This is a genomic window from Achromobacter sp. DMS1 (assembly GCF_001270295.1).
On record NZ_LHSJ01000075.1, the window covers coordinates 1 to 15,247 of the forward strand.

Consider the following 15,247-nt stretch of genomic DNA (forward strand, 5'->3'; position numbering starts at 1 on the left):
TGGCCCTCGGGTCGCGCAGCTTCCTGGTGGCCATCTCCAACCCCAAGGCGCTGCTCTTCATGTCCGCCTTCCTGCCCCAGTTCATCGACCCCGCGCGCGCCGCCTTCTCGCGCAATACGCCACGCTGGCCGCCATCATGGCCGCCCCTGAACGTCGCGGTGATGACGGCCTATGCGGCGCTGGGCGCGCGCCTGGTGCGGCGTGCGCGCCGGCGGGCTGCGGTGGCTGAACCGCCTGTGCGGCGGCGCCATGATCGTCTGGCCGCCACGCTTGCGCTCTACCGCCGCAACGCCCCGTGAACAGAAACAGAAAGCGCGCAGGCGCGCCAGCCGCGGCCTGGCCGCGGCCCCGGTTCCGCGCAGGCTATTCCGGCTGCGGCGGCCAGGACCAGCCCGGCCCGGCGCCCTCGAACGCTTCGGCGGCCAGCAGCAGCTCCCGGTCGGCGCGGCAGCGGCCGACCAGCTGCAGCCCGACGGGCATACCGTCCCGTCCCAGCCCGCAGGGCACGCTGATCGCCGGATTGCCGGTCATGTTGAACAGCATGGTCCACGGATACCAGTGGCCGCGGATATCGGCGCACTGGCGGCCGTCGATGACGATGGAATCGAAAATGTCCGTGCCCAGCGGCACGGCGGTCCGCGACAGGGTGGGCATGGCCAGCAGATCGGCCTCGTCGAACAGCGCCTGCACCTTGCGGTAGAGCGCCGTGCGCGCAAACATGGCCTCCTGGTACTGCACCGCGCTGAACTGCATCGCGGATTCGATCTGCCGGCGCAGCGACGCGCTGTAGGCGTCGGGCGCCTGCGCGATCAGGGGCAGGTAGCGCGCGCGCCATACCGTGTGGTTGATCACACGCCAGACCGGCTCCACGTCGAAACCGGCGCCGTCAAACGGTTCGATGCGCGCGCCCAGGCCGGCCAGGCGCTCGAGCGCGAGCGCGAAGGCGCGCCGCACGTCGGCGTCCACCGGCCGGCCGGGCGGCGCGACGCAATAGCGCACGCGCTTTCCGCGCAGGGTGTCCGGCGACTCCGCCTGCCCCAGGTAGTCGGTCTTGGGCGCCCCCCATCGACCAGGGATCGCAGGGATGCGGCCCGCTCATGGCGGCCATCATCAGGCGGGTGTCCGCGACGGTCCGCGTGGTGGGCGTGACGTAGGTCTGGTTGCCGATGGCGTCGGGCGCCTGGCTGTGGGGAATGGCCCCGATGCTCTGCTTGAACCCGACCACGCCGCAACAGGCGGCCGGAATCCGGGTCGAGCCGCCGCCGTCGGTCGCGACCGCCAGCGCGGTGACGCCCGCCGCCGTCGCCGCCGCCGCGCCGCCGCTCGAACCGCCGCAGGTGCGGTCCGGGCTCCACGGATTGCGGGTATGGCCGAAGAGCGGGGAGTCCGTCATGGACTTGGTGCCGAACTCGGGCGTGGTGGTCTTCCCGATCAGTATCGCGCCCTGCCCGCGCAGCCGCGCCACGGCCACGGCGTCTTCGGCCGGCACGTTGTCGCGAAAGGGCACGGCGCCGAATGTGGTGCGCACGCCGGCGGTATTCACGAGGTCCTTGACCGTGAAAGGCAGGCCGTGCAGCAGGCCCGGCGCTTGCCCCCGCATGAGCGCCTGCTCGGCCGCGCGCGCCGCTTCGAGGGCCTGCTCCGGGCACAGCGTGATGAAACAGTTCAGGGCCGGCTGCAGGCGTTCGGCCCTTTCGATGGCTGCGCGCACCAGTTCCACGGGAGACAGGGCCTTGCCGCGCACCAGGCGCGCCGCTTCGACGGCACTCAACTGCCAGAGGGAATCGCTCATTTGCGCTCGACGGCCGGGCTATTCGTCGAAGACGATGCCGGCCTCCTTGACGATGGGAGCCCAATGCTCGCGCTCGGCGTGCGTGCGGCGCGCGGCCTCGGCGGCGGGCCGGGGCGCCACCAGGAAGCCGCCGGCCTGCAGCTTGGCGACCAGCGCCGGATCCTTGCCCGCGGCCAGGAATGCCTGCTCCAGCTCGCCGACGGCCGCGTCCGGCGTGCCGGCCGGCGCATAGACGGCGTACCAGCTCGACGCGTGCTCATACTGCGGATACCCCTGCTCCAGCAACGTGGGCACGTCCGGCAGCATGGGCAGGCGCCGGGCGCCGGCCACGCCCAGGATCTTCAGCTTGCCGCCGCTGTAGAGCGGCATCATGCTGGCCACGGCGTCCCACCCCATGGAAACCTCGCCGCCGACCACATCGACCAGCATGGGCGCGGCGCCCCGGTACACCACCGGCTCGATCTGCAGGCCGTTCTGCCTGCCCAGTTCGATCGTGCCGAGCTGGCCGGGGCTGCCCTGCGTGGCCAACCCGAGATTCGCCTTGCCCTGGGCCTGTCTGGCCCATTTCACGTACTCGGCCATGTTGCCGTAGGGCTGGTTCGCCCCGGCCGCGGCTGCCGTGGGCACGTCGGCCACCACGGCGACGGGGCGCAGGTCATGATCGGGGTCGTAACCCAGCTTGCGGTAGGTCAGCGGAAAAATCACGAACATCGGCGAGGAGCCGAGGTAGAGCGTCAGCCCGTCCGCCTTGGCTTTCTTCACGGCGTCCAGGCCCAGGCGCCCTGATGCGCCGGGCCGGTTCTCGACAATGACGTTGGCGAATCCGGCGGCCTGCAGGCGCTCCGCATAGGCCCGGGCCACCGCATCGGCCGCGCCGCCGGCCGCATAGCCGACCACGAGTTTCACCACTTTGGCGGGCTCGCCCGCGCCTTGGGCGGCGGCGTCGGACGAAACCCAGAAGGCCGCGGCGGCGGCGAGCACGCAGGCATGGATACGGCGTCTGGCGGTCAAGGCGATTCTCCCGTCTGATGGACAAGGTTGCGGCGGCGGGACCGTCGGCGCGTTGCGCAGCCGCCAGCCGGACCGAGCTTCCGGCATCGGGACATGATCGTCCCTGCTTGACTTGCCGTATAGTGAATTTTTTTACAGTTCAGTTGAGAAAATGGTCAACCCAAAGACCGTGGAAGCGCTGGCGTCCCGGATCAAGCTGCGCCATCTGCAGATCGCCCTGGCCCTGCGGGACGCGCCCACCGCCAAGGAAGTGGCCCGCCGCGCGAACGTCAGCGAATCCGCGGTTTCGAAGACCCTGGCGGAACTGGAGGAGCAGCTGGGCTTCAGGCTGTTCGAGCGCGCCGGCAACGGCAGGCGGCCGACGGCCATGGGCGCGCAGGTGCTGCCCGTCATGGAAGCGCTGGTGTCGCGGGCGCGTTCGATGGCGGAGATCATCGCCGAGGTGCGCTCGGGCAGCCAGGGCGGCCTGCGGGTCGGCGTGGCGACCGACATGGGCAAGCTCATCCTCGCGCCGCTCATCCATGCGTTCAACCAAGCCCAGCCCGGCATCGCGCTCAACGTGCAGACCGGCGGATTCCAGGCCATGGCGGACCTGCTCCGTGAAGACGGGCTGGACGCGCTGGTGTGCTATGACGACAGCAAGCTGGTTTCGCCGGAACTGGGGCGCCTGCGCCTGGCGCCCCCGCAGCCGCTGGTGGTGGTGGCCAACGCCCGCCTGTCGCCGCTGGCGTCCCGGACGGCGTCGCGCTGCGCGACCTGCACGGGCAGCCGTGGTGCAGGCCCCGGCCCGGCACCATGATGCACGCCAGGCTGTCGGAACTGTTCCTGCGAGCCGATCTGGATCTGCCGGCCCGCGGCATCGAGGCGAGCGACCTCCTGCTGACCGACGAATTCGTGCGCGCCACGGATTACCTGGTCATGCTGCCCGTCGCGGCGGCGCGCCGGCTGGCCGATGCCGGGGATGCGGCGATCCTGCCGATCGACCTCGGCCTGCACAACCCGCCCACCCTGGTTGCCTGGGAACGCGCGCGCGAATGGCAGCCCTCGCTGGCGCGGTTCCTGGACTTCTGCCAGCGCCGGACGCCCTGAAGCGCACCGGGGGCGCTCACCGCAGGCCGGCGCCGGCCGCCAGCGGCCTCATGGCCCGGCGCCTCCTTGGCCCAGGGCTCGCCGACAACTGCCCGGCCAGGTATTCGATGAGGGCCTGCACCCGCGCCGGACGGCGGCGTCCCGGCGGCGTGATGATGTGCAGCGAGATCGGGTCCACCAGCCAGTCGTCCATGACCGTTTCCAATTCGCCTGTCTGCAGCTCGTTCCAGGTCAGGAATTCAGGTTGCAGCGCCAGGCCCAGGCCGGCCTTGAGGGCGGGCACGAGCGCTTCCGCATTGTTCACGTGCAGGTAGGCGGGCATGGACAGGGAATGGTCGCCGTGCACCGGGTGGCGAAAGCGCCAGTTCGGCCCGTGGCGCGAATACATGTAGCGCAGCGCGCGGTGATGGACGAGATCGCGCGGATGCGTGGGCCGCCCGTAGCGGGCGAAATAGGCGGGCGCGCCGACGAGCAGGATGCGCACCGAGCACAGCCGGCGGGCCAGGAGGCTGGAATCGGTCATCGAGGAGATGCGCAAAGCCGCGTCGAAGCGTTCGGAGACGACATCGACCAGCTTGTCGTTGAATTCGATCTCCAGCCCGACTTCGGGATGGGCGCGCATGAAGCCCGGCAGCATGGGCGCCAGGCGCGAAACGCCGAAGGACATGGGCGCGGCGAGCCGGACGGTGCCGCGCAGGCTGCCGGATTGCTCGGTGACCTCGGACTCCACCGCCTCGCCTTCTTCCAGGATGCGCGCGGCGCGCTCGATGGCGGCGTAGCCCGCGTCGGTCAGCGACAGCTGGCGCGAGGTGCGGTGGATGAGCATGGTCTGCATGCGGGATTCCAGTCTCGAGACCGCTTTCGAGACGGTGGCCTGCGACAGCGAAAATGCCGCCGCGGTCTTGGCGAAAGAGCCGGTTTCGGCGACTTTGGCAAAAATCGCCCAGGCTTCCAGGTCCGGTAGTTTCTTCATTGCGCGCTTCCCGAGTCCGCAAAAGGCAGGCGTTTTAGCACGCCATTCTGGCATCCAGGCGCGCCGCATTCCCGAAAAAACGGAAAACATGGAATTCCGTTTTTCGCATTCTCCACGCAATTTCCCGAACGTAAACTAGTTGCGCCACATGCGGATACTTCCGCGTCCTCTTTTTTCTCCGCCCGCAGGTGATCGCCATGACCAGCAACAAATACCTCGAAGTCCTCACGCCCCAGAACAGCCAGATCATTTTCATCGACCAGCAGCCGCAAATGGCTTTCGGCGTGCAGTCCATCGACCGTCAGACCCTGAAGAACAACGTGGTGGGCCTGGCCAAGGCGGCCAAGGTCTTCAACATTCCCACCACCATCACCACCGTTGAAACCGACAGTTTCTCGGGCAATACTTATCCCGAACTGCTGGCCGTGTTCCCCGACCACAAGATTCTCGAACGCACCTCGATGAACTCGTGGGACGACCAGAACGTGCGCGATTCGCAAGTGGAAGAGGTCCACGTGCCCTTCGATTTCCACGGTCTGATGCTCAGCAACGGCCGCATCATCGCCGCCGAAGCCTACGCCCTGCACCGCGCCTACATCGAAGACCCGGCCCAGCCCTTCGGCCCCTACGTGCGCCAGCGCATCCTGGCCGGCAAGGCCCTGAGCGCCGCCGACTACCTGGCCGCCATGGAGGAGCATGCCCGGACCCGGCAGGCATGGAAGGACTGGATGGCCGCCACAGACGCGCTGCTGACCCCCGCCCTGCCTTTCGAAGCCTGCCTCCTGGAAGAGGTTGACGAAGCGGCCACGCCGCTGGCCGCCTTCAGGCGCGCCGGCAATTTCCTGGGCGCCTGCGGCCTGGCGCTGCCCGCCGGCTTCGGCGCGCACGGCATGCCGGTCGGCATCCAGCTCCTGGGCAAGCCCTACGACGACGGCCTGCTCTGCCGCATCGGCATCGCCTTCCAGCACGCCACGGACTGGCACCTGCGGCATCCCGACCTGCGGGGGCTGGCGGCATAGCGCCGAGCGGGCGGGCTACTCGATGCCGTACTTGCCCGGCGCGATGACGCCGTTCGGGTCCAGGGCTGCCTTGATCGACGAGCAGGCGCGCACGAACTCCGGCATGCGCTGCGCCTGGTGGAACCCGTGGTACATCGTGGGCGCCCGCCCCACGAAAACCCCGCTCGACGCGAACAGCTCTCCCAGCGCCCGGTAGCAAGCATCGGCCCGCGCCGTCTCGGCGGCGTCCTCGCGGTTATAGAGAATCGCATGGACGCTGCGCGCGAACCTCGCGCCGCATACGTTCGACAGCAGGTATTCCAGCCCATGGTCCTCGCAGATGCGGCGCGCCTTGCGCTGAAAGCCGTTGACCACCTCGCCCACCACCGGCGACCCTGCGGACAGCCAGATCGCGCCGCCGCCGGGACGCCAGCCCAGCATTTTCAGCTCGCTGTCCGTCGGTACGCCGGTATTGGAATTGATGGCGATGTGCAGCGGCCCGATGCGCTCGGCCTCGTCCAGCGGGATCCGCCTCCCTTTGCCCAATGCCAGGAAATGACGCGCGACGCGCTCGAGCTGCGGCTCGACGGCCTCCCGGCTGGCGCCATACAGCGCTCCGGATACCGTCCATGCGCCCAGGCCGTATTCGCGGCGCAAAGCGGCCCGCCCCTCGTCGGACAAGGTCCGGGCGCCGCCGCTGGCCGCGTACTCCGGGTGGGTCGCCGCCGAGGAAAGCAGGTACAGATCATTGGTGGCCCGGATCAGCGTGGGCACGAAATTGGTCTGCTTGAGCGGACGGATGCGGTCGATGATGCCGTCGTCTGGGCCCTGACCGGGTCCGTCGCCGTGTTCGTGGCCACGCTGGTGCTGCTCACCTATCTCACCTTCGACCAGATGGAAGACGATCTGGTCGACCAGATCCTGACGGCCGAGACCAGCCGGGTGGCGCAGCGCCTGGACGCAGACACCGAATTCTCGCTCTCGCATCAGGCGCAGGAGCTGGGCGGCACGATGCGCGCATGGCTGCGCCGCGCCGGCGAAACGGCGACCTGCCCGCGCCGCTGCGCGGCATGTCGCCCGGACTGCACATGCTGGCGCCCGACGCCGAGACCTGGCACGTCATGGTCGCCGACACCGCGCGCGGCAGGCTCTACGTGCTCTACGACGCCACGGACCACGAAGCGCGGGTGCGCGAATTCGGCCTGATCGTGCTGGGCATGGGCGCCCTCTGCACCATCGCGGCCTACGCCTTGTCGCGCAGGGTGTCCGGCATCGCCGTGGGCCCGCTGCTGGACCTGACGAACCGCCTCTCGGAGTGGGCGCCCGGTTCGCCCGAAATCGAAATCACCCGCGACGACGAAGCCGGCCGCCTGATCGAGGCGTTCAACCGGGTGCAGAACCAGGTCGACCGCTCCATCGCCCGCGAGCGCGAGTTCGCGGCCAACCTGAGCCACGAAGCCCGCACGCAGCTGGCGGCCATCCGCTCCGACAGCGAGATCATGCAGCTCAACCCCGCCATGCCCGCCGACGCGCAGCCACGCCTGGAACGGATCGTGGCCAACGTGGACCACATCGTCTCGTCCCTGGAAAGCGTGCGCGCCATCGCCAGCGACGAATCCCGGCCCGCCGAGCCAGTCGACCTGGCCGCCTGCATGGACGACGCCTGGCGCGGCCTGGAGGGCAAGGCGACGCCGCCGGACTCGCCTTCCGCACCACGTCCCGCCGGACGCGGTGCGCACGCTGGACCGCTATGCGCTCCTGACGGTGCTGCGCAATCTGGTGCGCAACGCCATCGAACACGCCGCCCCGGCGACGCTGACCGCGCGGCTCACGGTCGACGCGCGCTGGAGCTGCGCGACACCGGCCAGGGCATCGCGGCCGAGGAACTGCCGTTCATCTTCCAGCGCTACTACGCGGACGCCTGGGCGACACGCCCGGCGCGGCGGCCGACAAGAGCGATTTTCCCCGCGGGCTGGGCCTGGCCATCGCCAAGCGGGTGTGCGATGCGCAGGGCTGGGAATTGCGCGTCGGATCGCAGCGCGACGGCCCGGACCACGGCACCTGTTTCACGCTGCGCCTGCGCTGACCGGGCGCGCCGCGGGCCGCCACAAGCGCCCCCGTCTGGCGTCCCCGCCCATTTGACGCGGATTCAACGCGGCGGCCCCCATACTGCGGGCTCTTCAGGCGTGTATTGCGTTTATCTCTATGCCCACCGCGTTCTATCGCACGGCACCTGATCGTGCCCTGTCATTCTCCCCCACGCCGCTGCCGGCACCGACGCCAGCCGCGCTCAGCTTCGGCGACATCTGCCGCCTGGCGAAGGCCGTGCGCGGGCGCGAGTTCTTCGATGCGCTGTACAAGGCGCCGGCGGCGTTCCGCCGCCCCACGGGCGACACGATCGTCTGCCGCTGCGAGGAAGTGACTGCGGCGCAGGTGCGCGAAACCGTCAAGCTCGGGTGCAGCGGACCCAACCAGATGAAGGCTTTCCTGCGCTGCGGCATGGGGCCATGCCAGGGCCGCTTCTGCGGGCTGACGGTGTCGGAGATCATCGCCGAGGAACGCGGCGTGCCCACGCCGGAAGTCGGGTACTACCGGCTGCGCTTCCCGACCAAGCCGCTCACGTTGGGCGAGCTGGCCTCGCTGCCGCAGACGGACGAATCGCGGCAGGCGGTGGTGCGCCTGAAGAAATAGGCCCATCCAGAATAAATAGGCCCGCCCCTGCCCGCTTACGCGGCCCCCTCAAGGGGCGGCACGGGAGGACCGGCAAAGCCGGATCCCCGGCGCCCCCGCTTGGGGGCCGAGGAAAGGGGGCGGTGTGCCAGAAGCGGACAGGGTTGGGCGCGGGGTGAGGCCGGTGCAGCGGAAACGGATGCGATGAGGACGGTATGGACGGGAGTCGGGCGGCGGAGGTCATCATCATCGGCGGAGGGCTGCACGGGAGCTCGGCGGCGCTGCATCTCGCGCGGGCCGGGGTGCGGGCGCTGGTGATCGAAAAGAATTACGTGGGCCGGCATGCGTCGGGCGTGAATGCGGGCGGGGTGCGCACGCTGTCGCGGCACCTGGCGGAGGTGCCGCTGGCCCTGGCGTCGCGCGAGCTCTGGTATCGCATCGGCGAGCTGGTGGACGACGATTGCGGGTTCGAGCAGCATGGGCAGGTGCGGGTGGCCGAGAACGAGGCCGACGCGCAGACGCTGCGCGAGCGGCTGCAGATCATGACGGCGCACGGTTATACCCACGAGCAGTGGATAAGCCCGGAGGATCTGCGGGCGCTGATTCCCGCGATCGCGCCCACGGTGCGCGGCGGGCTGATTGCGCGCGAGGACGCGGCGGCCGATCCCTACCGGACCACGCTGGCGTTCCGCCGCAAGGCGGCCAGCCTGGGGCGCGCGCTTCCTGGAAGGCGTGCGGGTGGCAAGCGTGCTGCCGCAGGCAGGGCAATGGCGGGTGGAGACGGATGCGGGTGTCTATACCGCGCCGCGCATTCTCAACTGCGCGGGCGCGTGGGCCGACCGTATCGCCGCGCAGTGGGGCGAGCCGGTGCCGCTGCAGCCCATCAGCCCCATGATGCTGGTAACGCTGCGCATGGACCACTTCCTGGATCCGGTCGTGCTGGGCACGGGCAGGCCGCTGTCGTTCAAGCAGCGCGCCAATGGCACGGTGCTGATCGGCGGCGGCCGGCGCGCGTGGGTGGACCGCGACACCGAATGGACCGAACTGGATTTCCGCTCGCTGGCAGAGGGCGCGCGCACGGTATGCGACCTTTTTCCCCATATGCGCCACGCCGTGGTCAACCGGGGCTGGGCCGGCATCGAGGCCGCCATGCCGGACGAGATTCCCGTCATCGGCCGCAGCAGCCGCCACGAGACGGCTTTCCACGCGTTCGGCTTTTCCGCCCATGGTTTCGAGCTGGGGCCCATCGTGGGCCGCATCATGGCCGACCTGATCACCACCGGCAAGACGGAGCTGCCCATCGCGCCGTTTCGCATCGAACGTTTTTCCGGCGCCTGACGGGCGCCCCGTTTCCAAGGAGCATCTCCATGAGTGACATCGCGCGCAAGGAAAGCAATGAGCGGCTCAGCCGCGTGGTCATACACGGCGATACCGTGTACGTGGCCGGCGTGACCTCGTCGGCGCCCGGCGGCATCGCCGAGCAGACGCGCGACGTGCTGGCCAAGATCGAGCGCTATCTCGAAAAGGCGCAGACCGACAAGACGCGCCTGCTGTCGGCGCAAATCTGGCTCAAGGACATCGAGCGCGATTTCGAGGGCATGAATGCGGTGTGGGCGGAATGGCTGCCGCCGCGCCTCATGCCCACGCGCGCCACCTGCGAGGCCAAGCTGGCCTCGCCGGAACTGCTGGTGGAAATCATCGTGACCGCGGCGGCGCGGCCGGTGCTCATCGGCGTGGGGGCTGAAAGCTGATCTCGGCGGGACGGCCAGGCAGGTTCAGGGTGGCGGTGGCGGGCGGCGTGGTCGCCACCACCTGCCCCGCCGCGCAGCACCATCAGCCGCGTGGCGCGCAGTCGCAGCGCCTCGACGGGGTCGCGCGCCTGCAGCAGCACCAGGTCGGCGCGCTTGCCGACTTCCAGCCCGTAGCCCTCCAGGCCCAGGATCGCGGCGGGCGCGGCCGTCACGGCCTGGAAACAGGCCCGCATGGCGTCCTGGCCCGTCATCTGCGCCACGTGCAGCCCCATGTGGGCGACTTCCAGCATGTCGCCCGAACCCAGGCTGTACCAGGGGTCCATGACGCAGTCGTGGCCGAAGGCCACGGGCACGCCGGCGGCCATCAGCTCGGGCACCCGCGTCATGCCGCGCCGTTTGGGATAGGTGTCGTGGCGGCCCTGCAGCGTGATGTTGATGAGGGGGTTGGCGATGGCCGCCACGCCGGCCTCGCGCATCAGCGGGATGAGCTTGGAGACGTAATAGTTGTCCATGGAATGCATGGACGTGAGGTGCGAGCCGGCCACCCGGCCCTGCAGCCCCAGCCGGTGCGCGTGGCTGGCCAGCGTCTCGATGTGGCGCGAATGCGGATCGTCGCTTTCGTCGCAGTGCATGTCCACGCGCAGGCCGCGCTCGGCGGCCAGCTCGCACAGGATGCGCACGGATTCGGCGCCGTCCTGCATGGTGCGCTCGAAATGCGGAATGCCGCCCACCACGTCCACACCCATGTCCAGCGCCCGCTTCAGGTTGTCGAGCGCGCCGGGCGCGCGCAGCACGCCGTCCTGCGGGAAAGCCACCAGCTGCAGGTCGAGGTAGGGCTTGACGCGCTCGCGCACGTGCAGCAGCGCCTCCACGGCCAGCAGGCGCGGGTCGCACACGTCCACGTGTGAACGGATGGCGAGCAGGCCGCGCGCCACTGCCCAGTCGCAATAGGCCAGGGCGCGCTCCACCAGCGCTTCCTGCGTGAGCAGCGGTTTCAGTTCGCCCCAGAGCGCGATGCCTTCGAGCAGCGTGCCCGACTGGTTCACGCGCGGCAGGCCATAGGACAGCGTGGAGTCCATGTGGAAGTGGGCGTCCACGAAGGGCGGCGACACGAGCTGGCCGGCCGCGTCGATGGTCTGGCCGGCCTCGGCCTTCAGCGCCGGTTCCAGCGCCGCGATGCGGCCGCCGGCGATGCCGATATCGATGTCCTGGCGGCCGTCGGGCAGCGAGCAGTGTCTAAGGATCAGATCGAACATGCGGGTTCCTTGCGGAAGGTTTCAGTGGTTCATGGTAATGCGTGTCACCCCGGTTGTATGAAAACGGCGCCCACACGCGGGTTCGCACGCAGCCGGCCCTGCCGGTCCGTAGCGACGCTTCCTTGAGGGGAAAGCGCGCGGCGCTTGGGGGGCGTCTTCCCTACCGCTCGCCCTTGCGGTAGGGCTTCATCAGCGCCTGGGGATAGGCGGCGCGGCGAGCCATGACCACCAGCGCCAGGATGGACAGAACGTATGGCAGCATCAGGTATACCTGATAGGGCAATTCGGGCAGGCCCGGCAGCGCCGCGCGCCCTGCTGCAGCCGGAGCTGGAGCGCGTCGAAAAAGGCGAAGATCAGGGCGCCCGCGAGCGCCTTGCCGGGCCGCCACGAGGCAAAGACCACCAGCGCCACGCAGACCCAGCCGCGGCCGTTGACCATGTTGAAGAAGAACGCGTTGAAGGCCGCCAGCGTCAGGAAGCTGCCCGCCACGCCCATCAGGGCGGAGCCTGCCACGATGGCGCCCATGCGCAACCGCGTGACCGACAGGCCCTGGCCTTCGGCGGCGGCGGGGTTCTCGCCCACCATGCGGATCGCCAGGCCGACCGGCGTGCGGTTCAGCACCCAGGCCAGGACGGGCGCCCGCGGCCAGCGCCAGCAGCGTCATGGGTGTCTGCCCGGCCAGCACGGGCCCGACCAGCGGGATGCCGGCCAGGAACTTCATTTCGGCGAAGGGCGTGATGGTGGGCGGGGTGTTCAAGCTGGGGAAGGTGACACGGTAGGCGAAGTAGCTCAGGCTGGTGGCCAGCATGGTGACGCCCAGGCCCGAGACGTGCTGCGACAGGCCGAGGGGCACCGTCAGCACCGCATGCAGCAGGCCGAACGCCGCCGGCCAGCGCGGCCGCCAGCACGCCGCGTACAGCGGCGCTCCCAGGTACACCACCAGCCAGCCGGTGAAGGCGCCCGCGGCCATGATGCCCTCGATGCCCAGGTTGAGCACGCCGGCGCGCTCGCACAGCAGCACGCCCAGCGTGCCCAGGATCAGGGGCGTGGCCAGGCGCAGCACGGCAATCCAGAAAGCCGCCGAACTCAGCAGATCCATCCATTCCATTGCGGTTTCCTCAGGCGGGGTTGCGGCGCAGGCGGTATTGCGCGAACAGCGTGGCCACCAGCATGGCCAGCAGCGACGTCGCCACAATGACGTCGGCGATGTAATTGGGCACCGCGATGGCGCGGCTCATGCTGTCCGCGCCCACCAGCATGCCGGCCACGAAGACGCTGGCGAGCACCACGCCCAGCGGATGCAGGCCCGCCAGCATGGCCACCACCACGCCGGTGTAGCCATAGCCGGGCGACATGTCCAGCGTGACGTAGCCGGTGCGCCCGGCCACCTCGATGGCGCCGGCCAGGCCGGCCAGCGCGCCCGACAGCACGGCGGTGCCCAGCATGACGCGGTTGACGGCAGGCCCAGGAAGCGCGCGGCGTGGGCATTGGCACCCACCGCCCGCATCTGGAAGCCGAACACGGTGTAGCGGTTGAGCAGCCACAGGCCCGCCGCCAGGCCGGCGGCCCAGAGCAGGCCGGTGTGGGCGCGCGTGCGCGCGATCAGCTTGCCCAGTTCCAGATCGCCGTTGAGCGCCACCGATTGCGGCCAGCCCATGGCCATGGGGTCTTTCATGGGGCCGTCCAGCATCATCGAAACGAAGAGCAGCACGATGAAGTTGCCCAGCAGCGTGGTCACCACCTCGTCCACGCCCAGCCGGGTCTTGAGCAGCGCGGGAACCAGCAGCAGCAGCGCGCCCGCCAGCGCGGCGGCCAGCATCATGCCGGCAAAAAGCACGGGCACGGGCAGGTCGAAGCCCGTGCCGCCGTGCAGGCCGCCCACGGCCACGGCCGCCAGCGCGCCCAGGTAGAGCTGGCCTTCGGCGCCGATGTTGTAGAAGCGGGCGCGGAACGCCACCGCACAGGCCAGGCCCGTGAGCATCAGCGGCGTGGCGCGCGTCAGCGTTTCCGACAGCGCGAAGCGCGAACCGAACGCGCCTTCGAAGAGCAGGGCGTAGGTTTTGCCCACGGGGGCGCCGGCCCACGCCACCAGCAGCGTGCAGATGGCCAGGGTGCAGAGAATGGCCGCCACCGGGGCCAGCGCCAGCGCGAGGCGGCTGGGCTCGGCGCGGCGTTCCAGGATGAATTTCATGCGGGGTCGTTCCAGGTGTTTGGGGCGCGCGCGCTTCAGGCGGCGGTGCCCGTCATGGCCAGGCCCACGGTGGCGGGCGTCCATTCGGCCACGGGTTTCACGGCCACCAGCCTGCCGCCGCACAGCACGGCGATGCGGTCGGCCAGGGCGAAGATTTCTTCCAGGTCTTCCGAGATCAGCAACACGCCGGCGCCGCGCCGGCGCGCCGCGAGCAGTTGCTCGCGCACGTAGGCCACCGCGCCGATGTCCAGGCCCCAGGTGGGCTGGTCGGCCACGATGAAGCGCGGTTCGCGCGCCAGCTCCACGCGTCCGGCGGCCCCGGCAGGCGCAGCAGGGGCAGCACCTGCCGGAAGTGCACGACGCCCAGCACGTTGGACGCGTCGCCCGCGCACAGGGGCAGGCGCGAATGGCCCGAGGCGAATTTGCGCACCACGTCCTCGGCCGTGTCTTTCACGTCCAGCCAGACCATGTCGCCGCGCGGCACCACGCTGCTGCGCACGTCGCGCCCGCCCTCACCAGCACGCGCTCGATGATGGAGCTTTCCTCGGGCGCGAAGGCCGCGCCCTCCTCCGCCGCGCCCTCGCCTTCCACCAGCGCCGCGAGCTCTTCTCCCTGCGCGCCCGCCGGCCCGCCGCCGCGCAGCAGTTTCAGCACCGCCTGCGCCGTGCGCTGGCGCCGGCTCAGGCCATGGGCGCTCCTGGCCCGGTTGCGCCGCGCAAGCTGGTTGAAGAGCTCGATCAGGATGGAAAAGCCGATGGCGGCGTAGAGGTACCCCTTGGGCACGTGGAAACCCAGCCCTTCGGCAACCAGGCTGAAGCCGATCATGAGGAGCAGGCCCAGGCACAGGATGACCACGGTGGGATGGCGCGCCACGAAATTCATCAGCGGACGGCTGGCCAGCATCATCACGGCCATGGCCGCCACCACTGCGATCATCATGATGCTCAGATCCTGCACCATGCCCACGGCGGTAATCACCGAATCCAGCGAGAACACGGCATCGAGCACCACGATCTGCAGGATCACCTGCCAGAACACGGCATGCTGCGGCTTCTGCGCGCCCTGGTGGGCCTGGCCCTCCACCCGCTCGTGCAGTTCCATCGTGCCCTTGAAGAGCAGGAAAGCGCCGCCCAGGATGAGGATGAGGTCGCGTCCGGAGATTTCCGCGTCCAGCACGGTAAACAGCGGCTGCGTCAGCGTCACCACCCAGGCGATGCCCGCCAGCAGACCCAGGCGCATCGCCATGGCCAGGCCGAGGCCGATCAGGCGCGCGCGGTTGCGCTGGTGGACGGGAAGCTTGTCGGCCAGGATGGCGATGAACACCAGGTTGTCGATGCCCAGCACGATTTCCAGGACGATCAGGGTCGCCAGGCCCAGCCAGGCGGTGGGATCGGAGATCCAGTCGAAGATCATGGGTATTCCAGAGTATGGGGACGGGATGCGCCGCGCCGCCGGCTCGGGCGCATGCGCAAGCATGCGCGGCATGGCGCGCGGAAGGGGCGGGAGGGAATGGACG

At 69.7% G+C, this 15,247-nt stretch carries 6 protein-coding genes and 11 pseudogenes; 9 read left to right on the forward strand and 8 right to left on the reverse strand.

Annotated elements, in window-relative coordinates; genetic code table 11:
* Positions 1–299 (forward strand): annotated as a pseudogene (locus AD428_RS10920) (LysE family translocator); the annotation flags it as partial.
* Between the two features lie 64 nt (positions 300–363).
* Here the strand turns inward: AD428_RS10920 and AD428_RS10925 are convergent.
* Positions 364–1,792: pseudogene (locus AD428_RS10925) on the reverse strand (amidase).
* 18 nt (positions 1,793–1,810) lie between these two features.
* Positions 1,811–2,803 (reverse strand): Bug family tripartite tricarboxylate transporter substrate binding protein, encoded by a 993-nt coding sequence (locus tag AD428_RS10930; RefSeq protein ID WP_053245179.1) that lies wholly within the window; start codon positions 2,801–2,803, stop codon positions 1,811–1,813.
* 151 nt (positions 2,804–2,954) lie between these two features.
* Here AD428_RS10930 and AD428_RS10935 point away from each other — a divergent pair.
* Positions 2,955–3,892: pseudogene (locus AD428_RS10935) on the forward strand (LysR family transcriptional regulator).
* Positions 3,893–3,908: 16 nt separating this feature from the next.
* Here AD428_RS10935 and AD428_RS10940 read toward each other — a convergent pair.
* Positions 3,909–4,865: a LysR family transcriptional regulator gene (locus AD428_RS10940; RefSeq protein WP_053245180.1), complete on the reverse strand. Its 957-nt coding sequence runs from the start codon at positions 4,863–4,865 to the stop codon at positions 3,909–3,911.
* Between the two features lie 197 nt (positions 4,866–5,062).
* On the opposite strand from AD428_RS10940, the pseudogene AD428_RS27810 reads away from it, so the two are divergent.
* Together AD428_RS27810 and AD428_RS27815 are read left to right on the forward strand one after the other, a co-directional pair.
* Positions 5,063–5,362, forward strand: a pseudogene (locus AD428_RS27810) (hydrolase); the annotation flags it as partial.
* Between the two features lie 12 nt (positions 5,363–5,374).
* A pseudogene (locus AD428_RS27815) lies at positions 5,375–5,884 on the forward strand (amidase family protein); the annotation flags it as partial.
* 15 nt (positions 5,885–5,899) lie between these two features.
* On the opposite strand, the gene AD428_RS10950 reads toward AD428_RS27815, so the two are convergent.
* The gene (locus AD428_RS10950) at positions 5,900–6,850 is read right to left on the reverse strand and encodes an FAD-linked oxidase C-terminal domain-containing protein (protein WP_369798742.1); all 951 of its coding nucleotides are present in this window, start codon (positions 6,848–6,850) and stop codon (positions 5,900–5,902) included.
* Between the two features lie 32 nt (positions 6,851–6,882).
* On the opposite strand from AD428_RS10950, the gene AD428_RS10955 reads away from it, so the two are divergent.
* The 5 genes and pseudogenes from AD428_RS10955 (at position 6,883) to AD428_RS10970 (ending at position 10,284) form a co-directional block, all read left to right on the forward strand.
* A complete protein-coding gene (locus AD428_RS10955; RefSeq protein WP_369798743.1) occupies positions 6,883–8,100 on the forward strand; it encodes a sensor histidine kinase in 1,218 nt (405 codons plus the stop codon).
* 76 nt (positions 8,101–8,176) lie between these two features.
* Positions 8,177–8,554 (forward strand): annotated as a pseudogene (locus tag AD428_RS10960) ((2Fe-2S)-binding protein); the annotation flags it as partial.
* A 194-nt stretch (positions 8,555–8,748) separates the two neighbouring features.
* A pseudogene (locus AD428_RS28835) lies at positions 8,749–9,183 on the forward strand (NAD(P)/FAD-dependent oxidoreductase); the annotation flags it as partial.
* Positions 9,184–9,265: 82 nt separating this feature from the next.
* Positions 9,266–9,871: an NAD(P)/FAD-dependent oxidoreductase gene (locus AD428_RS28840; protein WP_255352211.1), complete on the forward strand. Its 606-nt coding sequence runs from the start codon at positions 9,266–9,268 to the stop codon at positions 9,869–9,871.
* A gap of 29 nt (positions 9,872–9,900) precedes the next feature.
* The gene (locus tag AD428_RS10970; protein ID WP_053245182.1) at positions 9,901–10,284 is read left to right on the forward strand and encodes a RidA family protein; all 384 of its coding nucleotides are present in this window, start codon (positions 9,901–9,903) and stop codon (positions 10,282–10,284) included.
* Here AD428_RS10970 and AD428_RS10975 read toward each other — a convergent pair.
* From AD428_RS10975 to AD428_RS10990, 4 pseudogenes are all read right to left on the reverse strand, one after another.
* Positions 10,259–11,540, reverse strand: a pseudogene (locus AD428_RS10975) (amidohydrolase family protein). The gene AD428_RS10970 and the pseudogene AD428_RS10975 overlap by 26 nt on opposite strands.
* A gap of 160 nt (positions 11,541–11,700) precedes the next feature.
* A pseudogene (locus AD428_RS10980) lies at positions 11,701–12,648 on the reverse strand (ABC transporter permease).
* A 10-nt stretch (positions 12,649–12,658) separates the two neighbouring features.
* Positions 12,659–13,731, reverse strand: a pseudogene (locus tag AD428_RS10985) (ABC transporter permease).
* 35 nt (positions 13,732–13,766) lie between these two features.
* Positions 13,767–15,144 (reverse strand): annotated as a pseudogene (locus AD428_RS10990) (hypothetical protein); the annotation flags it as partial.
* Positions 15,145–15,247: the final 103 nt, after the last annotated feature.